Source organism: Xanthomonas chitinilytica (assembly GCF_026107455.2).
GTDB classification, from domain to species: Bacteria; Pseudomonadota; Gammaproteobacteria; order Xanthomonadales; family Xanthomonadaceae; genus Stenotrophomonas; species Stenotrophomonas chitinilytica.
This window is the reverse complement of sequence record NZ_JAPCHY010000009.1, coordinates 13,869-40,593: the sequence shown is the minus strand read 5'-3', so window position 1 is coordinate 40,593 and position 26,725 is coordinate 13,869. Positions and strand designations below refer to the sequence as shown.

General features: G+C 69.7%; 18 protein-coding genes. 10 read left to right on the top strand and 8 right to left on the bottom strand.

Annotated elements, in window-relative coordinates; genetic code table 11:
- Nucleotides 1-344: 344 nt before the first annotated feature.
- Entirely contained in the window at nt 345-1,412 is a 1,068-nt protein-coding gene (locus tag OK345_RS11160; RefSeq protein ID WP_265128055.1) for a LacI family DNA-binding transcriptional regulator, read from the bottom strand.
- A gap of 195 nt (nt 1,413-1,607) precedes the next feature.
- Here OK345_RS11160 and OK345_RS11155 point away from each other — a divergent pair, with 195 nt between their 5' ends.
- Nucleotides 1,608-4,178, top strand: coding sequence for a glycoside hydrolase family 3 protein (locus OK345_RS11155; protein ID WP_265128054.1), 2,571 nt, complete (start codon nt 1,608-1,610; stop codon nt 4,176-4,178).
- A gap of 402 nt (nt 4,179-4,580) precedes the next feature.
- Here OK345_RS11155 and OK345_RS11150 read toward each other — a convergent pair whose 3' ends face one another.
- Entirely contained in the window at nt 4,581-5,201 is a 621-nt protein-coding gene (locus tag OK345_RS11150) for a thymidine kinase (RefSeq protein ID WP_265128053.1), read from the bottom strand.
- Nucleotides 5,202-5,418: 217 nt separating this feature from the next.
- On the opposite strand from OK345_RS11150, the gene OK345_RS11145 reads away from it, so the two are divergent.
- Nucleotides 5,419-7,395: a UvrD-helicase domain-containing protein gene (locus OK345_RS11145; RefSeq protein ID WP_265128187.1), complete on the top strand. Its 1,977-nt coding sequence runs from the start codon at nt 5,419-5,421 to the stop codon at nt 7,393-7,395.
- 364 nt (nt 7,396-7,759) lie between these two features.
- The gene (locus OK345_RS11140; protein ID WP_265128052.1) at nt 7,760-8,275 is read left to right on the top strand and encodes a GNAT family N-acetyltransferase; all 516 of its coding nucleotides are present in this window, start codon (nt 7,760-7,762) and stop codon (nt 8,273-8,275) included.
- A gap of 88 nt (nt 8,276-8,363) precedes the next feature.
- Here OK345_RS11140 and OK345_RS11135 read toward each other — a convergent pair whose 3' ends face one another.
- Nucleotides 8,364-9,026 carry a YceH family protein gene (locus OK345_RS11135; RefSeq protein ID WP_265128051.1) on the bottom strand — a complete coding sequence of 221 codons (663 nt, stop codon included), beginning with the start codon at nt 9,024-9,026 and terminating at the stop codon, nt 8,364-8,366.
- Between the two features lie 110 nt (nt 9,027-9,136).
- Here OK345_RS11135 and OK345_RS11130 point away from each other — a divergent pair, with 110 nt between their 5' ends.
- From OK345_RS11130 to plsB, 4 genes are all read left to right on the top strand, one after another.
- Entirely contained in the window at nt 9,137-10,030 is an 894-nt protein-coding gene (locus OK345_RS11130; RefSeq protein WP_265128050.1) for an HAD family acid phosphatase, read from the top strand.
- Nucleotides 10,027-10,749 (top strand): orotidine-5'-phosphate decarboxylase, encoded by a 723-nt coding sequence (gene pyrF, locus OK345_RS11125; protein ID WP_265128049.1) that lies wholly within the window; start codon nt 10,027-10,029, stop codon nt 10,747-10,749. Before OK345_RS11130 ends, pyrF begins: the two co-directional genes overlap by 4 nt.
- A 448-nt stretch (nt 10,750-11,197) precedes the next feature.
- The gene (locus OK345_RS11120) at nt 11,198-12,148 is read left to right on the top strand and encodes a hypothetical protein (RefSeq protein ID WP_265128048.1); all 951 of its coding nucleotides are present in this window, start codon (nt 11,198-11,200) and stop codon (nt 12,146-12,148) included.
- Entirely contained in the window at nt 12,148-14,781 is a 2,634-nt protein-coding gene (gene plsB, locus OK345_RS11115; protein WP_265128047.1) for a glycerol-3-phosphate 1-O-acyltransferase PlsB, read from the top strand. The genes OK345_RS11120 and plsB overlap by 1 nt, the downstream gene beginning before the upstream one ends.
- 120 nt (nt 14,782-14,901) lie before the next feature.
- On the opposite strand, the gene OK345_RS11110 is transcribed toward plsB, so the two are convergent.
- From OK345_RS11110 to OK345_RS11090, 5 genes are all read right to left on the bottom strand, one after another.
- Nucleotides 14,902-15,096, bottom strand: a complete 195-nt coding sequence (locus OK345_RS11110) for a YdcH family protein (RefSeq protein WP_265155029.1) — start codon at nt 15,094-15,096, stop codon at nt 14,902-14,904.
- Nucleotides 15,097-15,340: 244 nt separating this feature from the next.
- Nucleotides 15,341-16,174 carry an aldose 1-epimerase gene (locus tag OK345_RS11105; RefSeq protein WP_265128045.1) on the bottom strand — a complete coding sequence of 278 codons (834 nt, stop codon included), beginning with the start codon at nt 16,172-16,174 and terminating at the stop codon, nt 15,341-15,343.
- Entirely contained in the window at nt 16,164-17,180 is a 1,017-nt protein-coding gene (locus OK345_RS11100; protein WP_265128044.1) for a glycoside hydrolase family 43 protein, read from the bottom strand. Before OK345_RS11100 ends, OK345_RS11105 begins: the two co-directional genes overlap by 11 nt.
- Before the next feature lie 29 nt (nt 17,181-17,209).
- Nucleotides 17,210-18,694, bottom strand: coding sequence for an MFS transporter (locus OK345_RS11095; RefSeq protein WP_265128043.1), 1,485 nt, complete (start codon nt 18,692-18,694; stop codon nt 17,210-17,212).
- Between the two features lie 125 nt (nt 18,695-18,819).
- On the bottom strand, nt 18,820-21,723 hold the full coding sequence (locus tag OK345_RS11090) for a TonB-dependent receptor (protein ID WP_265128042.1): 2,904 nt from the start codon (nt 21,721-21,723) through the stop codon (nt 18,820-18,822).
- A gap of 488 nt (nt 21,724-22,211) precedes the next feature.
- Between OK345_RS11090 and OK345_RS11085 the strand changes: the two genes are divergently transcribed.
- The 3 genes from OK345_RS11085 to uxaC all read left to right on the top strand — a co-directional run bounded on the left by OK345_RS11085 (nt 22,212) and on the right by uxaC (nt 26,188).
- Nucleotides 22,212-23,513: an MFS transporter gene (locus OK345_RS11085; protein ID WP_265128041.1), complete on the top strand. Its 1,302-nt coding sequence runs from the start codon at nt 22,212-22,214 to the stop codon at nt 23,511-23,513.
- A gap of 157 nt (nt 23,514-23,670) precedes the next feature.
- Entirely contained in the window at nt 23,671-24,663 is a 993-nt protein-coding gene (locus OK345_RS11080) for an endo-1,4-beta-xylanase (RefSeq protein WP_265128040.1), read from the top strand.
- Between the two features lie 85 nt (nt 24,664-24,748).
- Nucleotides 24,749-26,188 carry a glucuronate isomerase gene (gene uxaC / locus OK345_RS11075; RefSeq protein ID WP_265128039.1) on the top strand — a complete coding sequence of 480 codons (1,440 nt, stop codon included), beginning with the start codon at nt 24,749-24,751 and terminating at the stop codon, nt 26,186-26,188.
- Nucleotides 26,189-26,725: the final 537 nt, after the last annotated feature.

Below are 26,725 nucleotides of genomic sequence, written 5' to 3'. Positions count from 1 at the left end.
CGCTTCGGTGCGATACGAGACTGCCTCATGAACCTTCCCTCCCCAGGGATTCATATGGATTCAAGTGGTTCTGGATTGTGTGTGTGTGTGTTTCGGGTGACGTCCAGTCAGCGGGCTGGCGTCTGGATTGGATGGCAATCTGACAGCGTTGTCAAATATGTTGGTCGACGGCAGCCGTTTCAAACGCAACACGCCGGAAAAAAGGAAAATCGGGTTGTTGCCCTGCCGCAAAACCCATGCCGCCGAAGGCGGCAATGGCCTGGGCGGGAGACCAGGGCACGCTTCCGCAGGCGCCTGCCCTCGCCCTTGCCGAGGAGCGCGGGCCCGGCCGGCATCGTCGTGGTTCAGGCGATCGGCACCGGCCCGGTGGAACGCCGCACCTGCAACGTATAGGCCACGTCGACCACGCCGCCGCTGCCCATCTCGCGGACTTCCTTGAGCAGCTCGCTGGCGGCCAGCCGGCCCATCTCGCGGGTGGGCTGGCGCACCGTGGTCAGCGCCGGGTAGATCTGCCGCGCGATGGGCGTGTCGTCGAAGCCGCATACCGAAACGTCGCCCGGCACCGACAGGCCGCGCTCGCTGATGGCGCAGATCACGCCGGCGGCCATGTCGTCGTTGGCGGCGAAGATCGCGGTGGGGCGCTCGGGCAGGTCGAGCAGTACGTTGGCGCCGGCATAGCCGGATTCGTAGGAGAACTCGCCGTCCACCACCAGCGTGGCGTCGTAGCGCAGCCCGGCGCGGCGCAGGCCCTCGCGGTAGCCGGCCAGGCGCCAACGACTGGCGCCGTGCGCGGCATGGCCCTTGATGTGGCCGATGCGGGTGTGGCCCAGCGTGGCCAGGTGCGTCATCAGCGCGCACACCGCGCCGAACTCGTCCACCACCACGCCGACGTGGCGGTTCTGCTCCTTGGCCGAGATGCTCGAATAGGGAATGCCCAGGTCCACCAGCCGCTCCAGCAGCGCGGCATCGTCGGTGAGCGGCGGGGTCAGCACGATGCCGTCCAGCTGCGACTGCATGATCAGCGCCTCGACCTTGCCGACGATGTCGGCGGCGTCATAGACCAGCGGCGCCAGCATCAGGTTGTAGTGCTGCGTCTGGCAGGCATCGAGCACGCCCATCTCGATTTCCATCAGGTAGTTCGAGGAAGGGTTGTCGAACAGCATGGCGACCAGATAGGAGCGCCGCCCGGCCAGCACCCGTGCCGAGGGCAGCGGGCGGTAGCGCAGCTTCTCCACCGCCGCCTCCACCAGCTTGCGGGTGCGCTCGGACACGTTCGGCTCATGGTTGAGCACGCGCGAAACGGTCTTCATCGACACCCCGGCCGTCGCCGCCACGTCCTCGATGCGCACACGCCCCGGCTTGCCGCCAGGTGCGGGCCCGGCCGCCACCACCGCCTGTTTCTTGCCAGTCATAATGCTTCCCGGTTCCCCGCCCGCGCCGCCTGCCTGCGGACGCAGGCGCAGCTTTGATCCGCGACCGCATGCCGCTGTGCAGCAAGCCATCGCGATGCACTGTGGGTATTCTGCCCTTGGCCTGACAACGCTGTCATGGTGTCCTGCACAATCGTGTGCTCCTTCCAGCCACCCTGCCCAGGAAATCCGCCGATCATGAAGCCCCGTCCCCTGCATCCGTTTCCGCGTCGCCTGCCGCTGGCCCTGCTGTGCGCCACTCTGGCGCTGACCACGGCCTGCGCCCCTTCCAGCGATACCCCTCCGGCCGATGCCGATGCCGCCGTACGGATCGACCCGGCGCAGTGGCCGCAACCGGCGTGGCCGCTGGCCGAAGACCCGGCGCTGGAGCAGCGCATCAATGAGCTGCTGGCGACGATGACGCTGGAGGAAAAGGTCGGCCAGATCGTGCAGGGCGACATCGCCAGCATCACCCCGGACGACGTGCGCAAGTACCGGCTCGGCTCGATCCTTGCCGGCGGCGGTTCCGACCCGGGCGGCAAGTACAACGCCAGCCCGGCCGAATGGCTGGCGCTGGCCGATGCGTTCTGGGAAGCCTCGATGGATACCCGCGACGGCGGCAAGGCGATCCCGATCATCTGGGGCATCGACGCCATGCACGGCCAGAGCAACGTGGTCGGCGCCACCCTGTTCCCGCACAACGTCGGCCTGGGCGCGACGCGCAACCCGGAACTGCTGCGCGAGATCGCCCGCATCACCGCCGCCGAAACCCGCGCCACCGGCATGGAGTGGACCTTCGCGCCGACCGTGGCGGTGCCGCAGGACGACCGCTGGGGCCGCGCCTACGAGGGCTATTCGGAAGACCCGGCGCTGGTGGCCAGCTATGCCGGCGTGTTCGTCGAAGGCCTGCAGGGCAAGCCGGGCGACGCCGACTTCCTCGACGACACCCGGGTGATGACCACGGTCAAGCATTTCCTCGGCGACGGCGGCACCACCAACGGCAAGGACCAGGGCGATACCGTGGTCAGCGAAGCGCAACTGCGCGACATCCACGCCGCCGGCTACGTGCCGGCGATCGCCGCCGGCGCGCAATCGGTGATGGCCTCGTTCAACAGCTTCCACGGCGAGAAGATGCACGGCCACAAGCCGCTGATGACCGACGTGCTGAAGGGCCGCATGAACTTCGGCGGCTTCGTCGTCGGCGACTGGAACGGCCATGGCCAGGTCAAGGGGTGCAGCAACACCGATTGCGCGCAGACCTACATCGCCGGGCTGGACATGGCCATGGCCCCGGACACCTGGAAGGGCATGTACGAAAGCACGCTGGCCCATGCGAAGGACGGCACCCTGCCGCTGGCGCGGCTGGACGATGCGGTGCGGCGCATCCTGCGCGCCAAGTTCCGCATGGGCCTGTTCGAGAAGCCCAAGCCCTCGGCGCGCGCGCTGGGCGGCAAGTTCGAGCTGCTGGGCGCGTCCGAACACCGTGCCGTGGCGCGGCAGGCGGTGCGCGAATCGCTGGTGCTGCTGAAGAACCAGAACGGCATCCTGCCGCTGGCGCCGAAGCAGCGCGTGCTGGTGGCCGGCGACGGCGCCGACAACATGGCCAAGCAGGCCGGTGGCTGGACCCTGACGTGGCAGGGCGATGGCACCCAGCGCGCCGATTTCCCCAATGCCGACACCATCTGGCAGGGGCTGCAGGCGCAGGTCGAAGCGGCCGGCGGCAAGGCCGAGCTGGCGGTCGATGGCACCTACAAGGCCAAGCCCGACGTGGCGGTGGTGGTGTTCGGCGAGGAACCCTACGCCGAGTTCCAGGGCGACCTGCCCGACCTGATGTTCAAGGGCGGCAAGTCCGGCGACCTCGAACTGATCCGCAAGCTCAAGGCCGACGGCATCCCGGTGGTGGCGGTGTTCCTCAGCGGCCGCCCGCTGTGGATGAACCGCGAGATCAACGCCGCCGACGCCTTCGTCGCCGCGTGGCTGCCGGGCGGCGAGGGCGGCGGCGTCGCCGACGTGCTGCTGCGCAAGCCCGACGGCGGCGTGCAGCACGACTTCCACGGCAAGCTCAGCTTCTCCTGGCCGCGCCGCGCCGACCAGTACGCCAACAATGTCGGCCAGGAGGACTACGACCCGCAGTTCGCGTTCGGCTACGGCCTCACCTATGCCGACGACGGCAGCCTCGACCCGCTGCCGGAGGACCCGGGCATCGACCCGAACGCCTCGCGCACCAGCACCTGGTTCGAACGCGGCGTGGCCACCACCGGCCTGACCCTGCGCCTGGTCGGCGCCGATGGCGAGGCGATGGACATCGTGCATCCCAATGCCGCCACCCGCGACGGCTCGGTGACGATGACCGCGGTCAACACCGAGGTGCAGGAAGGTGCGCGCCAGTTCGTGTTCAGCGGCGACGGCACGCTGGAACTGCGCGCCAACATGCCGCTGGACCTGGTGCGCGAGACCAACGGCGACGTGCTGGTGATCGCCGATGTGCGGGTGGAAGCGCTGCCGGCCAACGCTGCGGTGAACTACATCGCCACCTGCGGCGAAGGCTGCCGCGGCGAAGTGGCCATCGGCGATGCGCTGGCGAAGCTGCCGCGCGGCGAGTGGGCGCGGTTGGGCGTGCCGCTCAAGTGCCTGCGCGGCGCCGGCATCGACACCGGCAAGCTGGACATGCCGTTCGCCCTGCACGGCGGCAATGGCCTGCGCCTGTCGCTGGCGAAAGTGAGCATCGGCACCGACTACGACCGGAAGGTCGAGTGTCCGGCGCCGTAAGCACGCTGCCGCTGCTGGCGGCGCTGTTGTCCGGTGGCGCCGCGCAGGCGTCGCCACCGGGCGGGGTGCCGGCCTGGCGGGACCAGTTCGACGGCAACGCCACCGACTTGTCGCAATGGGAGCTGGAAGGCGACCGCTGGGCGGCGGCAACCACGAACAGCAGTGCTGTACGTCGTGCCGCGAGCACGAGCCACCTCGTCGCCCGCCGCGAGGGCCGGACCGGGCCGGCGTTGCCGGATGGTCGCGGTGAGACCACCGCCACGCTGCCCTTGCGACACCCGCGACCCGGCGGCGAAGCGGGTCATCCGCGAAGTCCCCAAACCGTAGACGCGGGGCTTGCCCCGCAGGGCGCTTCATCGACAATCCCCGCACCGGGCAAGCCCATGCGGGGCGCACCCGCTCCTACAGCGGCAACGGCGCCTGCATCGGTTCGATGCGGCCCTGGCCGCGGGTGATCTTCTTGAACTCGGCGCGGCTGACCGACACGTAGCGCTCGTTGCCGCCGATCTCCACCTGCGGCCCGTCCTGCACCGCGTGGCCGTGCTCGTCCACGCGCACGGTCATGGTCGCCTTCTTGCCGCTGTGGCAGATGGTCTTGATCTCCTGCATCTCGTCGGCCCAGGCCAGCAGGTACTGGCTGCCCTCGAACAGCTCGCCGCGGAAATCGGTGCGCAGGCCGTAGCACAGCACCGGGATGCGCAGCTGGTCCACCACTTCGCTCAACTGCCACACCTGGCTGCGACTGAGGAACTGCGCCTCGTCCACCAGCACGCAGCCCAGCTTCCCGCGGTCGCCGATGTCGCGCTCGATCAGCCGTTCCAGGTCGGTGTCGCGGTCGAAGGCGACCGCCTCGGCCTGCAGCCCGATCCGCGAGGCGACCACGCCGGTGCCGGCGCGATGGTCCAGCCGCGGGGTGAGGATCGCCACCCGCATGCCGCGCTCGCGGTAGTTGTGCGCCGACTGCAGCAAGGTGGTGGTCTTTCCGGCGTTCATCGCCGAGTAGTAGAAATAGAGCTTGGCCATCGGTCGATTTTACCGGGCCAGCGGCGGGAAAATGCCGGGGCCGCGCATCCGGCGCGGCGGCCTCGCCATCCCGCAGGTCCGTTCCGGCCCCGCCGCCCGGTCGTCCGCGGTCCTTTTCGCCCATATGGCGGACGAGCAGATCGGCCCCGGGCCATGGTGGCCGGTCCCGGCCGGGGCTTGCCGCTAGACTATGCGCTCGCTACAGAACCCCGACATGCTGGACTCCCTCAATCCCCCCCAACGCGCCGCGGTGCTGCACTGCGAAGGCCCCCTGCTGGTGCTGGCCGGCGCCGGCAGCGGCAAGACCCGCGTGATCGTGGAGAAGATCGCGCACCTGATCGGCAGCGGCCGCTATCCGGCCAGGCGCATCGCCGCGATCACCTTCACCAACAAGTCGGCCAAGGAGATGCGCGAGCGCGTGGCCAAGCGCCTGCGCGGCGGCGATGCCGACGAGGTGACGATCTGCACCTTCCACGCGCTGGGGCTGAAGTTCCTGCAGATCGAGCATGCCGCGGTCGGGCTCAAGCGCGGCTTCTCGATCTTCGACGCCGACGATGCCGCCGCCCAGGTCAAGGACCTGATGTACGGCGCCAAGCCCGATGACGTGGAGGACGTGAAGAACCTGATCTCGCGGGCCAAGAACGCCGGCCTGTCGCCGGAGCAGGCCATGCGCGCGGCGCGCAGCAACCGCGAGAAGGAGGCCGCCAGCGTCTACGAGCGCTACCAGCTGCGCCTGACCACGTTCAACGCGGTCGATTTCGACGACCTGATCCGCCTGCCGGTGCAGGTGCTGGAGGAGAACCCGGAGATCGCCGCGGCCTGGCGCGAGCGCATCGGCTACCTGCTGGTGGATGAGTGCCAGGACACCAACGACGCCCAGTACCGGCTGCTCAAGCAGCTGGCCGGGCCGCGCGGCAACTTCACCTGCGTGGGCGACGACGACCAGAGCATCTACGCCTGGCGCGGCGCCAACCCGGAGAACCTGCAGGCGATGGGCCGCGACTACCCGGCGCTGCAGGTGATCAAGCTGGAGCAGAACTACCGCTGCTCCAACCGCGTGCTGCGCGCGGCCAACGCGCTGATCGCCAACAACCCGCACGAGCACTTGAAGAAGCTGTGGAGCGACCAGGCCGACGGCGAGCGCATCCGCGTGTGGGAATGCCGCAACAGCGAGCACGAGGCGGAGAAGGTGGCCGCCGAGATCTCCTACCTGGCCACCTCCAAGCAGGTGCCGTGGAGCGACTTCTGCATCCTGTTCCGCGGCAACTTCCAGTCGCGGCCGCTGGAAAAGGCGCTGCAGCTGGTGCGCGCGCCGTACCACATCACCGGCGGCACCGCGTTCCTGGAACGCCAGGAAGTGAAGGACACCCTGGCCTGGCTGCGGCTGCTGGTGAATCCGGACGACGACACCGCGTTCATGCGCGCGGTGCAGGCGCCCAAGCGCGAGGTCGGCGCCAGTACCCTGGCCAGGCTGGCCGAGCTGGCCTCGGAGAAGGGCATGCCGATGGCACAGGCGGCCGAGGCGATCGGCGCGCTGGCGCAGCTGCCGCCGCGCGCGGCCAACAACCTCAGCCGCTTCACCGACATCCTGCGCGACCTGCGCATGCAGATGCGCGAGCTGCCGGCCGGCGAGCTGGTGCGGCGCCTGAGCAAGGAATCGGGGCTGCTCGCCGAGCTGCGTTCGCAATGCAAGGACGAGGCGCTGTACCAGCGCCGCGCCGGCAACCTGGAGGAGCTGGCGCAATGGTTCGAGAGCGGGCCGCGCGGCGCCAGCGCCAGCGACCTGGCCGCGCAGCTGGCGCTGCTGTCGCGCAACGACAAGGACGACGGCGGCAACCAGGTGCGGATGATGACCCTGCACGCCTCCAAGGGGCTGGAGTTCCGCTATGTGTTCATCGTCGGCTGCGAGGACGGCGTGCTGCCGCACCAGGTCAGCCTGGACGAAGGCAACCTGCAGGAGGAGCGGCGGCTGCTGTACGTGGGCATCACCCGCGCCAAGGAGCAGCTGTGGATGAGCTACAGCAAGCTCACCCGCAAGTTCGGCGAGCACGTGCGGCTCAAGCCCAGCCGCTTCTTCAGCGAGATCCCGGCCGAGGAGATGCAGCGCGACGGCGCCGACCCGGTGGCCGACGCCGAGCGCAAGAAGGAGCGCGCCCAGGCCGGGCTGGCGGCGATCCAGGCGCTGTTCGACTAGCGCCTTTTCGGATCATGGGCGGGCCCGCTTCTGCCATCGTTCCGCGAGAGGCTTTTCAACGGCCGGTCGGCTGGTCGTCCGGCGACCCGCGCGGCGATCGAGCCGAGAGTCGCGGGACGGTCGGCCATCCGGCCAGCGCTTCCCGCCCGGCCAGCCATGACCCGCCGTGCGGCTGTTGAAAAGCCGCTCGGTTACTGAAAGCACCCCGGCTGTCGAGGTGCACTCCGGCCGTTGAGAGGGGTTTGGCGGGCACGACGATCGGGGTGGGGTCCGAAGAAGATGCTCCAGCCCTGCGATGCGGCGGCTTGCCTGCGGCCGGCGACGACGCCACGCTGTGGCGGTCTTCCCGTCCGTGGATCCATGCATGTCCACCGTCATCGAAACCGAGCGCCTGCGCCTGCGCCGCCTGCGCGCCGACGATCACGACGCCACGGCGATGCTGGAGCTGCTCAACGAGCCGGGCTTCCACCGCTTCATCGGCGACCGCGGCGTGCGCACGCTGGCGCAGGCGCGCGACTACCTGCGGAAGGGGCCGCTGGCCAGCTACGCGCAGCACGGGCATGGCATGTACGCGATCGAGCGCCGCAGCGACGGCGCCTGGCTGGGCAACGCCGGGCTGGTGCGCCGCGACGGCCTGCCGCATGCGGACATCGGCTATGCCCTGCTGCAGCGCCATACCGGGCAGGGCTATGCGCTGGAAGCCGCGCGCGCGGTGCTGGAGCATGCGCGCACCCGGCCGGGGCTGGAGCGGCTGTGCGCGATCGTGGCGCCGGGCAACGCCCGCTCGGTCGCGTTGCTGGAAGCGCTCGGCTTCCGCGCCGACGGCACGGTGCGCCTGCCGGGCAGGGACGAAACCCTGCTGCTGTTCGCCAGCCAATGAGGCCCCTGTAGGAGCGACGTCAGTCGCGATGGGGCTTTCCCGGTAAAGTCCGGTCGCGACTGACGTCGCTCCTACAGGTCGAGGCGGGTCAGGCGTCCAGCCGCGCCTGCAGCTGCGCCAGCTGTTCCTGCAACGCCGCCACGGTCGCTTCCAACTGCTGCACGCGTTCCTCCAGCCCGGTGTCGCCGGCCGCGGCAGCGGTGCCGGAAGCGCGGTGGCGGGCGGCCAGCGCCTCGGCATCCACCGGCCCGCCGAGCAGGTGCATGTAGCGATCCTCGCGCTGGCCGGAGGCGCGCGGCAGCAGCAGCGCCAGCCCGCGCTGGATCAGGCGCTCGAGGTGATGGCGCAGGTCCTCGGCATCGCCGAACTTCGCCAGCCGCTCGCTGCGGGCGAACAGCTCGCCTGCCGTCTGCGGGCCGCGCAGCAGCAACAGTCCCAGCAGCGCGACCTGCTGGCGGGTCAGGTCCAGCGCGCTGTCGAGCCGGTGTTCGTAGCGCTCGGCGCGCGAGGAGAACTGCTGCCGCGCCAGGCCCAGGGTCTCGAGCTGGCGCAGGGCGTGGTGCACGTCGCCGACCGACAGCGCCATCACCGGCTCGCGCGCGGTCTTCTGGTTGGCGGCGGCCTGGGCGGCGTTGACCGTCAGCGGGTAGGTGTCCGGCGTGGTGGCTTCCTTCTCGATCAGGCAGCCGAGCGCGCGCGCCTGGGCGGCGTCGAGCACGGGAAGGGTCGGGGATTCGGTGTCTGGGCTCATCCGGCGGTTCCGCAGCATCGGGGCGCGCAAGGATAGCCGACCGCCCACGCAGGGCCGGGGCCGGGCGCGAGCCGGTAAACTGGCGCGATCCTGAGTTTCCGGTAGTGCCCATGTCCCGACTCCCCTCCTTTTCCCTGCTCGCCGGCGCGGTGCTGGCGCTGGCCGCCTGCGCGTCGACCGCCCCGGCCGTGCGCGACCCGGCGCCGGTCGAGGCGCCCGCCGCCGTCGCGGCTGACGACAACCTCAACGCCGTGCTGTGGGTGCAGCGTTCGCAGGAATACCGCGCCAACGCATTGCAGACCTGGCGCGCGGCCGCCGCGCAGCTGGACCGCGCGCTGGCCGATCCGTCCTGGACCGCGCTGTTGCCGGAAGAGGGCGGCGCCGCGCAGTCGGCGGCGCTGAAGCCGGCGGTGGTGGTCGACGTGGACGAGACCGTGCTGGACAACTCGCCCTACCAGGCGCGGCTGGTGCGCGACGGCGCCAGCTACGACGAGGTCAGCTGGGATGCCTGGGTGGCCGAGCAGAAGGCCACCGCAGTACCCGGTGCGGTCGAGTTCGCGCGCCAGGCCACCGCCAAGGGCGTGACCATGATCTACGTCACCAACCGCGCCGAGCACATGAAGGAGGCCACCCTGGCCAACCTGCGCAAGGTCGGGCTGCCGGTGGCCGACGACAGCGTCTACCTGGGCCTGGGCATGCACGTGCCCGGCTGCGAGCAGCACGGCAGCGAGAAGGCCTGCCGCCGCCAGTGGGTGGCGCGCGAGTACCGCGTGCTGATGCAGGTCGGCGACCAGCTGAGCGACTTCACCCAGATCCTGGCCAACACCCAGGACGGGCGCGACCAGTTGCTGCAGCAGTACGGCGACTGGTTCGGCCAGCGCTGGTGGATGCTGGCCAACCCGACCTACGGCGGCTGGGAGCCGGCGCAGTTCAACAACGCCTGGTCGCTGCCGGCGGCCGAGCGCAACGCCGCCAAGCGCGCCGCGCTGGACGTGGCGCCATGAGCCGCGCGCCGCTGCCGCTGCGCGACGACGAACGGCTGATCTTCGCGCTGGACGTGCCCGGCCGCGCCGAGGCCATCGACTGGGTGGAGCGCCTGGGCGATGCGGTGTCGTTCTACAAGATCGGCATGGAGCTGCTGGCCTCGGGCGAGTACTTCGAGGTGCTCGACGAACTGGCCCGGCGCGACAAGCGCGTGTTCGTCGACCTGAAGTTCTTCGACATCCCGGCCACCGTGGCCGGGGTGATCCGGCGGCTGTCGCAGTGGCCGGTGAGCTACTGCACGATCCACGGCTGGCACCCGGCGATGATGGAAGCGGCCGCGGCCGCCAACACCTCGGACATGCGCCTGCTGGCGGTGACCGTGCTGACCTCGATGGGCCGTGCCGACCTGGCGCAGATGGGCATCGACCGCGAACCGGTGGAGGTGGTGGTCGAGCGCGCGCTGGCCGCGCAGGCGGCCGGCATCGACGGGGTGATCGCCTCCGGGCAGGAAGCGGCGCCGATCCGCGCCGCCACCGGCGCCGGGTTCTCGATCGTCTGCCCCGGCATCCGTCCCGGCGGCCCGGTTGGCGACGACCAGCAGCGTACCGTCGGCGTGGCGCAGGCATTCGCCGACGGCGCCGACGCCATCGTGGTCGGCCGCCCGATCCGGCTGGCGCCGGACCCGCGTGCCGCCGCCCACGCCATGCAGGCAGAGATCGCAGGCGTATTAGCCAAATAATTCAATAACTTGAGAGAAATAATTTCAAGTATTGCTTCAACTTGAATGGGCGGGTAGGATCGCTGCGTCCGGCTCATGGCCGGGCATGCGCCACCCAATGTCCACCGGCTCCGTGCCGGATTCGGGAGGTCCGCCACCGGCAACGTTGCGGCCTCTTTTTTTTTTGCGCTTCATCCGGGCCCGGGAAAGGGCGTCGGTGCCGCCTGTCGCGACTGACGTCGCTCCTACAACGCCTTCCTGCGCCTTGTAGGAGCGACGTCAGTCGCGAGCTTTTCGAACGGCAAGCAAAGCGGCCCCGGAACCTGCCCCCCTCGGCACGGCGAGGGGCAAAGGACTTTCTTGCACCGCGCCGGCGCCATGCCGCATGGCCGCAGCGTGACGGCCATGCTTGCTGCCGGTCGCGGGCAGGCCGCAAGATGCGGGCCGCTACCGGGGGAGCCTTCACGCCATGCGCATATCGTCATCCAAGTACCGTCCGTTCGCCTTCGGCCTGTGCGTGGCGGTGCTGCTGGCCGGCTGCAAGCGTGAACCGGCCGAGCTGCCGGGGGCGGCGACCGAACCGGCGGCGGCAGTGCGGCAGCTCGCCCAGTACCTGCATGACGACGATCTGGTCGGCTACGCCCGCGCGGCGGTGCCGCCGGCCGAGTACGCACGGCTGGAAACCGCCTGGCGCCAGGGCCACAGCCGCTGGCCGCTGACCGAACTGCCGCTGGACGAGAAACTGCCGGCATTGCTGGCGGCACTGTCCGCGTCCGATGCGGAGAAGACGCTGCAGCAGGCGTTCAAGGCGCAGATCGCCGGCCAGGCCGCCGGCGTGCGCCAGGCGGCGCACTCGCTGGGCCTGTTCGGGGTGCAATACCTGCGCAACCAGGGCGACTACAGCGACGAGCAGCGCGAGCACTACGTGCAGCTGGTCACCGCACTGAGCGACTGGGCGATGGCCGCGCCGTTGTCCGACCCGAAGCTGGCGCAGGAGACCATCGCCCGGCTGACCGCCGCCGCACGCGACACCGGCCTGAACAGCGACGAGGCACTGCAGCAGGCCGGCATGACCGCCAGCCTGGAGCGGCTGGGGCCGTTCCTGCGCGCGTTCAAGCAGGTGCTGGCCGGCTACGGACTGTCGCTGGACGATACCGCCGCCGGCCTGCGCGTCGGCCTGGTCGCGGAACAGGGCGAGCGCGCCACCGCACGGGTGCGGTACCCGTTGGCCGGCAAGGAGCTGGACATCAGCGTGGCGCTGGCCCGCCGCGACCGCCACTGGTACGTGGAGCGCACCCTGCAGCAGGTCGATGCGCTGCTGCAGGCGGCGGACGCGGCCGAGGCCGCGCGGGCCGAGGAAGCCGCCGAAACCGCCCCCGAACCGCAACAGGACGACCCCGGCACACCGGCTAAGCCATAATGGCGCCGATGCCGAAACAGAATCCCTTGCCATTCCCGGGCGACGAGCCCGCGCCCGCGCCGTCGCCGGATCCCGCATCCGCGCCGCCTGCCGAACCCGCTCCCGTGCCGCCGGTGGCCGCCGTGCCTGCGCGCGGCGGCAAGCGTCCGCTGTGGGCGCGCCTGCTCGGCCGCCTGGTCGAGCCCTGGCTGTCGCTGAAGATCGAGCCCGAACTGGCCGGGCAGTACAACGACGGCCGGCCGCTGGTCTACGTGCTGGAGGACTACGGCCTGTCCAACGCGCTGATCCTGGACAAGGCCTGCCGCGAGGCCGGCCTGCCGTCGCCGCTGGTGCCGCTGCCGGGCGACCCGACCGGGCGCCGGCGCGCCTACCTGGCGCTGTCGCGGCGTTCCAGCAGCAACTCGCTGATCCCCGAGCAGCGCGGCGCCAAGACCCACTCCGACTCGCTGGCCAAGCTGCTGCAGGCGCACCGCCGCGACGAGGTGCTCGACGTGCACCTGGTGCCGGTGTCGATCTTCGTCGGCCGCGCCCCGGACAAGCAGAGCGGCTGGTTCGCGGTGCTGTTCTCGGAAAACTGGGCGCTGGTCGGCCGCTTCCGCCGGCTGCTGGCGGTGCTGCTCAACGGCCGCAGCACCATCGTCCGCTTCGCGCCGCCGATCTCGCTGCGCGGCACCGTCGACGAGGGGCTGGACCCCGAGCGCACCGTGCGCAAGCTGCAGCGCGTGCTGCGCACCCATTTCCGCCGCATCCGCGAATCGGTGATCGGCCCGGACCTGTCCACCCGCCGCCTGCTGGTGGACAAGGTGCTGGCCGCCGACCCGGTGCGCGAAGCCATCGCCGCCCAGGCCAAGCGCGACAACAGCAAGCCGTCCGACGCCTGGAAGAAGGCGCACGCCTACGCCTGGGAGATCGCGGCCGACTATTCCAGCCCGGTGGTGCGTTCGGCCAGCTTCATGCTCACCCACGTCTGGAACCGGATCTACGCCGGCGTGCTGGTGCACCACCTGGACAAGTTCAAGGCCGCCGCGCCCGGGCACGAGATCATCTACGTGCCCAGCCACCGCAGCCACATGGACTACCTGCTGCTGTCCTACCTGCTGTACGACCGCGGCATCGTGCCGCCGCACATCGTGGCCGGCATCAACCTCAACCTGCCGGTGGTCGGCACCCTGCTGCGCAAGGGCGGCGCGTTCTTCATCCGCCGCTCGATCCGCGGCAACGCGCTGTACTCGGCGGTGCTGAGCGAATACGTGGCGCAGCTGGTGGCCGGCGGCTACTCGATCGAGTACTTCGTCGAGGGCGGGCGCTCGCGCACCGGCCGGCTGCTGCAGCCCAAGGGCGGCATGATCGTGATGACGCTGCGCGCGTTCCTGCGCCAGCCGCGCAAGCCGGTGCTGTTCCAGCCCGTCTACATCGGCTACGAGAAGCTGATGGAGGGCGGCAGCTACCTGGACGAACTGTCCGGGCGGCCCAAGGAGAAGGAATCGATCTGGTCGCTGCTGTGGAGCATCCCCAAGGTGCTCAAGCAGAACTACGGCCAGGTGGTGGTGAACTTCGGCGAGCCGATCGCGCTCAACGACGTGCTCGCCCGGCACGCCCCGGACTGGGACGGCAAGCCGGTGGGCGAGGACGAGAAGCCGGCATGGCTGGCCGGCGCGGTCGATTCGCTGGCCCAGCAGATCCAGGTGCGCATCAACGGCGCTGCCGACGTCAACCCGATCAACCTGCTGGCGCTGGCGCTGCTGTCCACGCCCAAGCACGCCATGGGCGAGGCCGACCTGATCGCGCAGATCGAACTGTGCAAGACCCTGCTGGAGGAAATGCCGTACTCGGACCGGGTCACGGTGACCCCGCATTCGCCCGAGCGCATCATCGCCCACGCCGAGGAGATCAACGTCCTCAACCGGGTCAAGCATCCGCTGGGCGACGTGCTCAGCGTCAGCGGCGACACCGCGGTGCTGCTGAGCTACTTCCGCAACAACGTGCTGCACCTGTTCACCGCCTCCTCGTGGGTGGCGTGCTGCTTCCAGAACAACCGCCGCATGAGCCGCGCCGGGCTGGTGCGGCTGGGCCGCACCGTGTATCCGTTCCTGCAGGCCGAGCTGTTCCTGCCGTGGAGCGAGGACGAGTTCGCCGCGCGCATCGAACGCACCATCGAGGTGTTCGTGCGCGAGGGCCTGCTGCAGCACGTGGGCGAGGACGACGGCGGCATGCTCGCGCGCAACACCGGGCAGACCGACGAGGTATTCCGCCTGCGCGCCATCGGCCATTCGCTGCAGCAGGCGTTCGAGCGCTACTACATCGCCATCTCGGTACTGGTGAAGAACGGCCCCGGCACGCTCGGCGCCGGCGAGCTGGAAAGCCTGTGCCAGCAGGCCGCGCAGCGCCTGAGCCTGCTCTACGCCCCGGCGGCGCCGGAGTTCTTCGACCGGACCCTGTTCCGCGGCTTCATCCAGAAGCTGCGCGAACTGAAGCTGGTGTGGCCGGACGAGAACAGCAAGCTGCTGTTCGACGAACGGCTGGATGCCTGGGCCAAGGACGCCAAGTTCATCCTCGGCCGCGAACTGCGCCACACCATCGAGCGGGTCAGCCCGGAGGCGGCGAAGACGGAAGAGGCGGCGGCGCAGGACTGAGGAACGTGGGGGCGGACATATCCCCGCTTTCACAGCCGGGCGATATGCATGGCGATTGCAATGTTGCGCGTGCCGATGTGTTCGTCATTGCGGCGCCCCGGTGCTGCCGGGGCATGATCGTCACGCCGGCTCGTCCGGGATCAGCAGGCTCTCCAGCCGGGCGATGCCGTCCTTGAGCTGCAGCTTGCGCCGCTTCAGCCGCTTGGCTTCCAGCTCGTCCTCCGGGTTGGCGGCCAGTTGCTGGATGCGCTCGTCGAGTGCGCGATGCTCGCGCCGCAGTTCGGCGATGCGCTGGTTGATCTGGGCGGGCGTCATGGCTTCCACGGACGTCGAGCATACACTTTGCCGGGTCCGGCGAGAGGGGATGCCGGGCCGGTGAGGTGCCAACGGTGGGCGCCGTCGCTTCTCTGCCGGAGCGCGTCCCGAGAGCGATCGCGTCGTCAGGCGGAGGCGGCTGGTGCTTGCGCCCGACCGGGTACTGGCCGATGTCGGCCGGCTCCGTGGGCTGCGTCGGCCCGAGGTGCGAACCGGTCCGTGTCGCATTGCCGGGCCTGCCCGCTCATTGCCATTGCAGCAGGAACCAGGCCGAAATCGCCGCTCCCGGCGCAAGCGAGCGGGCCGGGGCCAGATTGAAGGCATCGGGCGGGCCGCTCTGCGGTTCGACGCAGGTGGCGCGGGCGCCTTCGTCGAAAACCACCCAATGATCGCAGTCGGAGGTCAGCCGCAGCGCGCGCCGGCCGTGCCGCAGCACGACCGGCCGGCGGTTGACGAAGCAGTCGTCCCAGGGGCCGGGCGGCGCCGCTGCCAGCGGCAGCGTGGCGATGCCCTCGGCGTCGCGCGGGTAGTGGGCATCCGGCGCGAAGTCGAGGCTGTCGGGCTTGCGGAACCAGGGGTGCCAGCCGATCACCGGCATCGGCATCGCGTGCTCGCCGGCGCTCACCGACAGTTCCAGCCGCAGCGCGTCCGTCCCGACCTCGATGCGCTGGCGTGCGCTGCCGCCGAACGGCCAGCGTGCATCCTCGGGCAGCCGCAGCGACAGCTCGGCATGCGTCGGCGAATGCGTCTCGACCCGCCACGGCAGGACGAAGCCGAGGCCATGGATGGCGTGGTTGCCGAGGTTCGCCGGCAGTCGGTGTCGCTGTCCCTCGAAATCGAAGCGGCCACCACGGAGGCGCCCGGCCCACGGCAGCATCGGGTAACTGCCCCAGGCGATCGCCGCCGCATTGCCGTCGCCAGGGCCGATCAGCCATTCGACGCCATCGTGGGCGATCTGCGCGATGCGTCCGCCGGCCGCCGCCGCGATCTGGACTTCCAGCGGGCCGTTGCCGATGCGGAGCAGCGGACCCGGCGCCAGCGGCCGCAGCGCGCCGTCGGTTGCCGGGTCACTGGCCATACGGATGCAGGGTGAGGATCCTGCCGTGCGCGTCGTAGTGCAGCTCGACCACCTTGATGTTGCGCAGGTGGGTGATGCCGCCGGACAGGATGGCGTCGTGGTAGTACAGCCACCACCGGCCGCCGAACTCGACGATGGAGTGGTGCGTGGTCCAGCCCACCACCGGGGTCAGGATCCTGCCCTGGTAGGTGAACGGACCGTAGGGGCTGTCGCCGACGGCGTAGCACAGGCAGTGGGTGTTGCCGGTGGAATAGGACAGGTAGTACCTGCCCCGGTACCTGTGCAGCCACGGCCCCTCGAAATAGCGGCGTTCGTGGTCGCCGGCCAGCAGCGGCCGGCCGGCCTCGTCGAGGATGACGACCTCGCGCGGGGCCTCGGCGAACTGCTTCATGTCCTCGCTCAGGCGCGCCACGCGCGGGCCCAGCGCCGGCTCGTGGTCGGCAGGTTCCCGGTTGGCCTCGGCGTAGGCGTTGTCGCGGTACTTCTGCAGCTGCCCGCCCCAGAGGCCGCCGAAGTACATGTAGTACGCGCCGTCGTCGTCGGCCAGCACCGCCGGGTCGATCGAATAGCTGCCGGCGATCGCCTCCGGCTCCGGCGCGAACGGGCCCTCGGGGCGGTCGCTCACCGCCACGCCGATCTGGAAGATGCCGTCGCCGCGCTTGGCCGGGAAATACAGGTAGTACTTCCCGGCCCTGGTCGCCGCATCCGGCGCCCACATCTGCCGTTGCGCCCACGGCACGTCCCTGACGTGCAGGGCCACGCCGCAGTCCACCGCCTCGCCCTCGGGCGTGTCCTGGCGGAACACGTGGTAGTCCTCCATGCCGAAGTGGTCGCCGTTGTCGTTGAACGGAATGCCGGCGTCGATGTCGTGCGAGGGATAGATGTAGACCCTGCCCTCGAACACATGGGCGGACGGGTCGGCGGTGTAGATGTGCGTCACCAATGGCGGGGAGATGGCCTTGGCGGCCAGTGCCTGCAGCGCGTCGGCGTTCATTGCATCGGACATTGCGTGGGGTATCTGCCTGGGGGGAGGGTTCATGCGGCCTTGCCGGCCTGCGCGCGGCGCGCGCCCAGGTCGCGCTCGAGGCGCGTCTCCATGGGCTTGTCTATCTCGTAGAAGAACAACAGCAGGACGCCCAGCAGGAACGGCGCCGAGCAGTACACGCTGACGGCCATGCGGATGCCGTCGACGGCCAGGTGCGATTGCGTCGATGCGCCGGCCTGGTAGCCGTAGTAGGCCAGGATGGCGGCCACCAGCGCGCCGCCGACGCTCAGGCCGATCTTCAGTCCGCACAGCATCGCCGAGAAGATGATCGCGGTGGCGCGGCGGTCGTTCTTCCATTCCGAGTAGTCCGCCACGTCGGCGATCATGGCCCACAGCAGCGGTATGGTGATGCCGTAGAAGAAGCCATGCAGGATCTGCGATACGAACACCAGGCCGATCGCGTCGGGCGGATAGAAGAAGAAGGCCAGCAGGAACAGGGTGGAGACCAGCAGCGCGGCACCGAACACGTCGCGCTTGCCGAACCGGTCCGCCAGCGGCCTGGAAAAGCCGATGCCGACGATCATGAAGACGATGCCGCCGGCGTTGAACAGGCTGAAGGCGGAAGTGGCCGCGTCTTCCGGCCACTGGAACCGCGTCAGGCCGGCCCCGGTCAGCAGAGAGTTCAGCGCCGCGATGAGGCCGTTGAAGCCGACCCCGTCCAGGAACGCCGCCAGCCGTACCTCGTCGAGGTAGTACTGGAAGTAGTAGACGTACATGCCGCCCTTGAGCGCCAGCGTGATGAACACCAGCACGGTGAGCGCGAGCATGATCCGCCAGGGCTTGTTGCGCGCCAGGTCGGCCAGGTCCTGCAGCACGCCCGCGGACTGCTCCGGCGTGGGCACGATGCGCTCGCGGGTGGTGAAGAAGGTGATGAGGAAGAATGCCGTGCCCACCACCGCGAACACCGCCATGGTGTTGCGGAAGCCCTGCACCTTGTCGCCGCCGCCCAGGATCAGCACCAGCGGCAGCAACAGCACCTGGATGATGAACTGCGCCACCATCACCGCCACGAAGCGGTAGGCCGACAGGCTGTTGCGCTGGGCCATGTTGCCGGTCAGCACGCCGCTCAGGGCGGAGTAGGGCAGGTTGTTGGCCGCGTACACCAGCACCAGCAGGGTATAGGTGGCCAGGGCATAGACGACCTTGCCGTGCTCGCCCAGGTCCGGGGTGCTGAATGCCAGCAGCGAAAGCACGCCGAACGGGACCGCGGTCCACAGCACCCACGGCCGGAACTTGCCCCAGCGCGTCCGGGTGCGGTCGGCGAGGATGCCGATGATCGGCGTGAACACGAATGCGCCCAGCATGCCGACGGCGAAGATGATCGTCGCCGCGGTGGCGGCGGGTATCCGGTACACGTCCGTATAGAAGAACGCCAGGAAGGTCACCAGCGTCTGGAAGATCAGGTTGGCCGCCAGGTCGCCCAGGCTGTAGCCGACCTTTTCCCGTACCGGGAGTTTTTCCGAGGTGCTGTGCATGGTCGCCGGATTCCTGGGGAGCGGGAGGGAACGGGGGGCGGGGCGGTGGATGCGCTGCGGCCCGCCCGGTGCTGTACGCCAGGCGGGCCGCGGGTGGTCGCCCACTTACGGCAGGATGCCGCGCATCAGAACGAACCGCGGATGCCGAGCATGATGGTGCGGCCCGGGTCGTACAGGTCGTTGACGGCGTTGGAATGCCAGAAGTTGGAGCGGCGCTCCTTGCCGGTCAGGTTCAGTACGTTCAGGGTGATCTGCGGCGACGTCGGCAGGTGCGACAGCGTGTAGCTGGCCGACAGGTCGAGCTGGCCGCGGTCCTCGCCGAAGATCTGCGCCGGCGGTATGCCCTGCTGGTTCGGGCCGGTGCCGATGGCGCCCTCCGCCCAGCTGTAGGACAGGCGTATCGAGGCGCCGAAGTTCTCCCAGTAGAGCGTGGTGTTCCACAGCGACGGCGAGACGCCGTAGACGTTGCCGCTCAGCGCGCTGGCGTCGCGGCCTTCGGTGCTGATGTCCAGGTCGGTGTAGTTGGCCATGAAGCCCAGGCCCTGCAGCAGGAAGTCCAGCGGCTGCACCCAGATCGCTTCCCAGCCGCGGATGTTCAATGCAGCGTCGGCGTTGACCTGCTGCTGCACGTTGACCGTGGCCGTGTCCGGGCCGCCGCGCGAGTTGATCGCGGCCTGCTGGGTGTCGGTCAGGGTGTCGAACGGAATGCCCAGCTGCAGGAACGGCATCGTGGTCACGCCCTGGAAGGTGTAGCCCTCCACGCGCTTGTTGAACAGGGTCAGGCCGATGAAGCCCTCGTTCCCGGTGTACCACTCGCCGCCCAGGTCGAAGTTGGTCGAGGTATACGGCGCCAGGCCCGGGTTGCCCTGGTTGGCCACCTGCGCCGACTGGTCGGTGAAGGTGGTGGCCGGCAGCATCGAGCTGGGATTGGGGCGGGTCATCGTGCGCGAGCCGGAGAAGCGCAGCACCACGTTGTCGGCCACGTCCCAGGCCGCGCTGAACGACGGCAGCCATTCGCTGTAGTCGCCGCTCAGGTTCTGCCACTGGCGCACGCCGCCGATGGTCACCGGGCCGCTGATCTGCTGGTCGGTCTGCGCGTAGCGCACGCCGGCGTTGTAGCGCAGGGTGCGGCCGAGGATCTCGGAGCGGCCGTTGATCTCGATGTAGGCGGCCTTGGTCTTCTCCTCGAAGCCGCCGGTCGCGCCGCCGGTGTTGGGACCATCGGCTTCCGGCGCCGCATCGCGGTACTGGGCATAGTTGGTGTCGGTCATGAAGCGGGCGAAATCGACCGTGACGAAGCCGAGCGGGCCCGGCACGATGTAGCCCGGCAGCGCCGAATCCGGCACCAGGTCGAACGCGTACGGCTGCCACGCGGCGCCGGTGTCGCCGAAGCCCTGGATCCGGCGGAAGTTGCGATCGGTGGCCACGCCGAAGCGGATGTTGTTGCTGTCGTCGCCTAGCTGCAGGTCGGCGCGCAGGCCGTGGGTCTCGGTCACGCGCTTCTCGTTCTGCGCCCAGATCCGGCCGCCCTCCCAGGTCCAGCCGATGCCCGGGTCGTTCAGGTCGAGGTCGGTGGTCCAGCCCGGCAGGCCGCCGCCGTTGGTGTACTGCAGCGTGGTGAACGGCGAATTGAACAGGATGGTCGGCGAGTCGCGGAACATCCAGCTGCGGCTCAGGTTGCCCTGCACGTCGAGCTTGACGTTGCCCCCGTCGCCGAACCAGAAGGTGGCGCCCGGATTGACGTGCCAGTACTTGACGTCCTCGGTGTACGGGCGCGCCTCGAGGAAGAACTGGGCGTTGGTGAAGGTGGCGTTGGTGACGACGTTGTTGGCATCGACCTGCATGTCGATCGGGATCATGGCGCCGTTGCGGCCGATCAGGTTCATGTCGATGCGCTGGTTGGTACGGTGCGCCTTGGAGTACAGCGCGTCCAGGTAGAAGTGCATGCTGTCGCCGGGGCGCCATTCCAGCGAGGTCACGAAGGCGTCGCGGTCGCGGTCGCCGGACATGTGCACCGGGCGGCCCAGGCGCGGGATCAGCGCTTCGCCGATCTGCTCGATGCTCAGGCCGGGATTGAGCGCGAGCAGCATGTCGCGGTCGATGACGGCGCCCGGGGTCAGCCCGGCGGCGCGGACCGAGGCGTTGTCCGGCACCACGTCGGGGACGCGCCAGCCGTTGCCGCCGTTGAGGTTGCAGGGCGTGCCCTGGTCCGGGAAACCGGAGGCGCCGGTACCGCACTGGGCGTTGGTCAGGTTCGGGTTGGTCCAGCCGATGGTCTCGTAGCCTTCGACGCCGAGCTTGCCGCGCGAAGAGGTCACGCCGGCCAGGATGCCGAAGGTTTCGGCCGCATTGGTCCAGCTGCCGATCAGCGAGCCCTGCGGGGTGATCTTGTCGCTGATGTCGTTGTAGCTGCCCTGCAACTGGTAGGTCACGTGCGTGCCGGGACGGTCGAACGGGCGCGAGGTGCGCATGTCGACCACGCCGGACACGCCGCCTTCCGGCAGGCTCGCCTTCGGAGTCTTGTTGACCGTCAGCTGGGTGAAGAACTCGGTCGGGAACAGGTTCAGGTCGACTTCGCGGTTCTGGTTGGTGCTGTCCAGGCCGATCGAGGCGGTGGCCACCTGGACGCCGTTGATCACGGTCTTGGTGAAGCTGTTGGGCAGGCCGCGGATGGCGATGTTCAGGCCCTCGCCGTTGACGTCGCGCGCGAGCTGGATGCCCGGGATGCGGGTCAGCGACTCGGCGATGTTGGTATCGGGGAACTTGCCGATGTCCTCGGCGTACACCGAATCGACGAAGCCGGACGAATCGCGCTTGGCATCGGTCGAGAGCTGGATGCTGCGGCGATAGCCGGTCACCGTGATCGAGTCCAGGTTGGTGATCGGATCCTGCGACGAAGGCGTGGCTTGCTGCGCTGCGGTGGCGGCAGCCGGTTCGGCCTGCTGTGCCCATGCCGCGCCGCTTGCCATTCCCAGCAGGGCCAGTCCCAATGCAGTCGACAACGTGGTCTTTACGTATTTCCTGTTCACCCTGATCCCCTCCCGAATACTGTGGTGATGCGTGATGCCCTGTGCGGGTACGCGCAGGACGGCCTGCTCGGTGGACGCGGTACGTGCAATCCGGATGCTTCGGATCGGCCCGGATGGTAGCGCTACCATCATGCGTGCTCACGCTGCGCAGCAGCATGCGCCCGGACCCGGGTGCGCGGGCCCTGCGGGAGCGGGAAGCGAGCCGGAGCGGAACGCGGGGCGCGGATGGGCGCCGGTCGCTCGGGTGGTGGAACCCGGCGCCGCTATCGTGCTAATGGTAGCGCTATCATATCCTGGCGAAGCCGCGTAATCCGGGGAGTTCCAGCGATGCAGCGAGTGGAAAATGGCGCATTGGTCATGTTGCGCCGCAAGGTGGCGGGGGAGGGATCGGCTGTCCCGCCGGGGACGCAAGCGCCGCTGCCGGCGCGCCGCATCCGGCGAGCGCAGGCGGCGCGCGCGTGCTTCCGCTTCCCGTCGCCGGAGCGCGCATGAACGAGGCCGTTTCCACTGCCGCCGCGTCGGCCCCGCCGGCCAGGGCCGGGAGATACCGCTGGCGCGTCTGCGCGATGCTGCTGGCGGCGACCACGATCAACTACATCGACCGCCAGGTGCTGGGCGTGCTGGCGCCGTTCCTGCAGAGCGAGATCGGCTGGAACGAGATCGAGTACGGCTACATCGTCACCGCGTTCCAGGCCGCCTACGCGATCGGCCTGCTGTGCGCGGGGGTGATCGTCGACAAGCTCGGCACGCGCATCGGCTACGCCATCGCCATCGGCGTGTGGAGCCTGGCGGCGATGAGCCATGCGCTGGCCGCCAGCGTGATCGGCTTCGTGCTCGCGCGCTTCGCGCTGGGCCTGGGCGAGGCCGGCAACTTCCCGGCCGCGATCAAGACCGTGGCCGAGTGGTTCCCGCGGCGCGAGCGCGCGCTGGCGGTGGGCATCTTCAACTCCGGCTCCAACATCGGCGCCGTCGTCGCGCCGCTGCTGGTGCCGGTGGTCGCCGCGACCCTGGGCTGGCAGGCGGCGTTCCTGTTCACCGGCGTGCTCAGCCTGACCTGGCTGGTGGTCTGGCTGCTGTGGTACCGCGCGCCGGAGAACCAGCCGGCGCTGTCGGCCGCCGAGCTGGCGCATATCCGCAGCGACCCGCCGGAGCCGGCGGTGAAGGTGCCGTGGTCGCGGATCCTGCGCCATCGCCAGGCCTGGGCCTTCGTCGCCGCCAAGTTCATCACCGATCCGATCTGGTGGTTCTTCCTGTTCTGGCTGCCGAAGTTCCTGCATGCCGAATACGGCCTGTCGCTGCTGGGACTGGGACTGCCGTTGATCGCGATCTTCGTGCTCGCCGACGTCGGCAGCATCGCCGGCGGCTGGCTTGCCGGACGCTTCCTGCGCATGGGCTGGAGCGTAAACCGCGCGCGCAAGGGCGCGATGACGGTGTGCGCGCTGGCGGTGGTGCCGATCGTGTTCGCCGCGCAGGCCGACAACCTGTGGCTGGCAGTGGCGTTGATCGGGCTGGCGACCGCCGGGCACCAGGGCTGGTCGGCCAACGTGTTCACGCTGCCGTCGGACATGTTCCCGCGCCACGCGGTGGCCTCGGTGGTGGGCATCGGCGGCTTCGCCGGCGCGGTCGGCGGCATGATGATCTCGACCTTCACCGGCTTCCTGCTGCAGGCCACCGGCAGCTACGTGCCGGTGTTCCTGATGGCCGGGTCGGCCTACCTGCTGGCGCTGGCGGTGGTGCAGCTGCTGGTGCCGCGGCTGCAACCGGCGCGGCTGGGCGACGACGAGCGATGAGCGCCGTTGCCCTTGTAGGAGCGACGTCAGTCGCGACCGGGCTTCATGCAGATACCTCTGCAAAGCCCGCGCATCCATGTGCAGGGATCCGAATGAAAGTTCTGTCGCGACTGACGTCGCTCCTACACGGAAATAATGCGAGGCGGAGGGGCCTGCGATGAAGAAGATCCATGCAATCGTGTTCGCGGCGCTAGCCGCGTCCCTGCCCGCGCTGCAGGCGCAGGGCGCGCCGCTGGCGGCCGGGCAGCCGAAGTTCCTCGGCAGCGCATACAGCGCGGAGCAGGCGCCGGGCTTCGCCGACTACTGGAACAAGGTCACGCCCGAGAACGCCGGCAAATGGGGCGAGGTCGAGGCCGAGCGCGGCCGCAGGGACTGGCGCGGGCTCGACGAGGCCTACCGCTTCGCCAGGGAACATGGCTTCCCGTTGCAGATGCACGTGTTGGTCTGGGGCAACCAGCAGCCGGAGTGGATCAAGCCGCTGCCGCCGGCCGAGCAGCGCGCCGAGATCGAGCGCTGGTTCGCCGCGGTCGCCGAGCGCTACCCGGACCTGGACTTCGTCGAAGTGGTCAACGAGCCGCTGAACGATCCGCCGAACAAGGACGACGAAGGCGGCGGCAACTACATCGCCGCGCTCGGCGGCGACGGCGCCAGCGGCTGGGACTGGATCCTCGAATCCTTCCGCCTGGCGCGCACGCACTTCCCGCGCGCCAAACTGCTGATCAACGACTACAACATCACCAACAAGCCCGACAACGCCAGGCGCTACCGCGAGATCGTCGACCTGCTGAACCGGGAGAAGCTGGTGGACGGCATCGGCGTGCAGGCGCACGCCTTCGCGACCACCGCCGAATGGCCGATGGAGGTGCACAAGGCCAGCCTCGACCTGCTGGCCGGGACCGGCCTGCCGATCTACGTCACCGAGATGGACATCGACGGCGAGACCGACGAAGCGCAGCTGGCGGGCTACCAGCGCGTGTTCCCGGTGTTCTGGGAACACCCGGCGGTGGCGGGCATCACCCTGTGGGGCTTCCGTCCCGGCCTGTGGCGCGACAAGGAGGGCGCCTACCTGGTCCGCGCCGACGGCAGCGAGCGCCCGGCGCTGGCCTGGCTGCGCGACTACATCCGCGGCGCCGCCGGGCCGGGGCGATGACTGCGCCGCGCGCGGTCGTCGCCACGCTGTCCACCGACCTTCCTTCGCGCAGCGGAATGCCGCTGCCCATCGACATCCCGACGCCATGAACACTGCCGGCAAGCCCTCCGCCCCGAAACCCCTGGTCCTCGACGAGAACCGCCTGTTCGCCTCCGATCCCGTGCAGCGCGGCATCGCCCGCCGCCTGTACGCGCAGGTTGCCGGGTTGCCGATCGTCAGCCCGCACGGCCACACCGATCCGGCATGGTTCGCCGGCAACGCGGCCTTCGCCAATGCCACCGAACTGCTGCTGGTGCCCGACCACTACGTGTTCCGCATGCTCTACAGCCACGGCGTGCCGCTGGAGCAGCTGGGCATCCCGCGCGCGGACGGCACGCGCGCGCAGGTCGATCCGCGCGCGGCCTGGCGGGTATTCGCCGGGCACTTCCACCTGTTCCGCGGCACGCCGTCGTCGCTGTGGCTGAACCACGTCTTCCATGACGTGTTCGGCCTGCGCGTGCGGCTGGACGCGGACAGCGCCGACCATTACTACGACACCATCACCGAAGCGCTGCAGACACCGCAGTTCCGCCCGCGCGCGCTGTTCGAGCGCTTCGACATCGAGGTCATCGCCACCACCGAAGGCCCGCTGGATGCGCTCGAGCACCACCAGGCCATCCGCGACAGCGGCTGGAACGGACGCGTGCTGACCGCCTACCGCCCGGACGCGGTGGTGGACCCGGAGCACGAGCAGTTCGCCGACGCGCTGCAGCGGTTCGGCGAGATCACCGGCGAGGACGTGCATAGCTGGGAAGGCTACCTGCGCGCGCACCGCAACCGCCGCGATTTCTTCGCGAGGATGGGCGCGACCTCGACCGACCACGGCCACGAGAGCGCGCTGACCGCCGACCTCTCCGCCGCCGAGGCGCGCGCGCTGTTCGACAGGATCGTGCGCGGCCGTTTCAGCGCGCAGGAGGCGGACCTGTTCCGCGGCCAGGTGCTGACCGAGATGGCGGCGATGAGCCTGGACGACGGCCTGGTGATGCAGTTGCACCCGGGCTGTTACCGCAACCACAACCCGGCGCTGTTCCGGCGCTACGGCCGCAACGTCGGCGCGGACCTGCCGCTGGCCACCGACTACGTGCACGCGCTCAAGCCGCTGCTGGACCGCTTCGGCAACGAGCCGGATTTCAGGCTGATCCTGTTCACCCTGGACGAGAGCGCCTACTCGCGCGAACTCGGCCCGATGGCCGGCCACTACCCGTGCCTGTACCTGGGCCCGGCGTGGTGGTTCCACGACGCGCCGGAAGGCATGTGGCGTTTCCGCGAGCAGACCCTGAGCAGCGCCGGCTTCTACAACACCGTCGGTTTCAACGACGACACCCGCGCGTTCCTGTCGATCCCGGCGCGCCACGACGTCGCCCGGCGCGTGGACTGCGCGTTCCTGGCCAGGCTCGTCGCCGAACACCGCCTGGACGAGGACGAGGCCGCCGAGCTGGCGGTCGACCTGGCCTACCGCCTGCCCAAGCGGGCCTACAAGCTCTGAGTGCCGCCTGGTCTCGCTCGCAGAGCCGAGTCTGCTCGGCTCTGCACCGCAAGCGGAGCAGGCTCTGAAAGCGGAGCAGGCTCCGCTCTACCGGCGCGGGCGATCGCGACAACGAAGAGAAACGTGCATGAAGCTGTCCCATCGTTTCCGCTGGCTGTGCCTGTTGCTGCTGGCGGTACCGGCGACCGCGGCCCCGGCACGGGACAACCCGCGCGAGCGCCTGTCGCTCGACACCGGCTGGCGCTTCCACCCGGGCGATCCGGAAGGCATCGGCAACACGCTCGACCACGACGTGCGGCCGCCGCCCGGGCGCAGCGAGGACGGCAGGGACCTACGCGCGCCCGGCTGCCGCCGGGAAGCTGGCCACCTCCGCGGCGGTGCTCGAGCCCTGGATCCTGCCCACGGCCAAGGCGTTCATCCGCGACCCCGCCCGCGTCACACGCGTCCGGCCGGCAATCCCGGCGGCGACGTGGCCTTCGTGCGTGCGGACTTCGGAAGCCGTGCCGGAGGCGTGCGGCGAAAGCGACGGGCGGTAGC

Excerpts from the sequence above, each read along its gene's own strand:
- OK345_RS11160 (WP_265128055.1), bottom strand. The coding sequence starts at position 1,412 with ATGACTGGCAAGAAACAGGCGGTGGTGGCGGCCGGGCCCGCACCTGGC.
- OK345_RS11155 (WP_265128054.1), top strand. The coding sequence starts at position 1,608 with ATGAAGCCCCGTCCCCTGCATCCGTTTCCGCGTCGCCTGCCGCTGGCC.
- OK345_RS11150 (WP_265128053.1), bottom strand. The coding sequence starts at position 5,201 with ATGGCCAAGCTCTATTTCTACTACTCGGCGATGAACGCCGGAAAGACC.
- OK345_RS11140 (WP_265128052.1), top strand. The coding sequence starts at position 7,760 with ATGTCCACCGTCATCGAAACCGAGCGCCTGCGCCTGCGCCGCCTGCGC.
- OK345_RS11135 (WP_265128051.1), bottom strand. The coding sequence starts at position 9,026 with ATGAGCCCAGACACCGAATCCCCGACCCTTCCCGTGCTCGACGCCGCC.
- OK345_RS11130 (WP_265128050.1), top strand. The coding sequence starts at position 9,137 with ATGTCCCGACTCCCCTCCTTTTCCCTGCTCGCCGGCGCGGTGCTGGCG.
- pyrF (WP_265128049.1), top strand. The coding sequence starts at position 10,027 with ATGAGCCGCGCGCCGCTGCCGCTGCGCGACGACGAACGGCTGATCTTC.
- OK345_RS11120 (WP_265128048.1), top strand. The coding sequence starts at position 11,198 with ATGCGCATATCGTCATCCAAGTACCGTCCGTTCGCCTTCGGCCTGTGC.
- plsB (WP_265128047.1), top strand. The coding sequence starts at position 12,148 with ATGGCGCCGATGCCGAAACAGAATCCCTTGCCATTCCCGGGCGACGAG.
- OK345_RS11110 (WP_265155029.1), bottom strand. The coding sequence starts at position 15,096 with ATGACGCCCGCCCAGATCAACCAGCGCATCGCCGAACTGCGGCGCGAG.
- OK345_RS11105 (WP_265128045.1), bottom strand. The coding sequence starts at position 16,174 with ATGGCCAGTGACCCGGCAACCGACGGCGCGCTGCGGCCGCTGGCGCCG.
- OK345_RS11100 (WP_265128044.1), bottom strand. The coding sequence starts at position 17,180 with ATGTCCGATGCAATGAACGCCGACGCGCTGCAGGCACTGGCCGCCAAG.
- OK345_RS11095 (WP_265128043.1), bottom strand. The coding sequence starts at position 18,694 with ATGCACAGCACCTCGGAAAAACTCCCGGTACGGGAAAAGGTCGGCTAC.
- OK345_RS11085 (WP_265128041.1), top strand. The coding sequence starts at position 22,212 with ATGAACGAGGCCGTTTCCACTGCCGCCGCGTCGGCCCCGCCGGCCAGG.
- OK345_RS11080 (WP_265128040.1), top strand. The coding sequence starts at position 23,671 with ATGAAGAAGATCCATGCAATCGTGTTCGCGGCGCTAGCCGCGTCCCTG.
- uxaC (WP_265128039.1), top strand. The coding sequence starts at position 24,749 with ATGAACACTGCCGGCAAGCCCTCCGCCCCGAAACCCCTGGTCCTCGAC.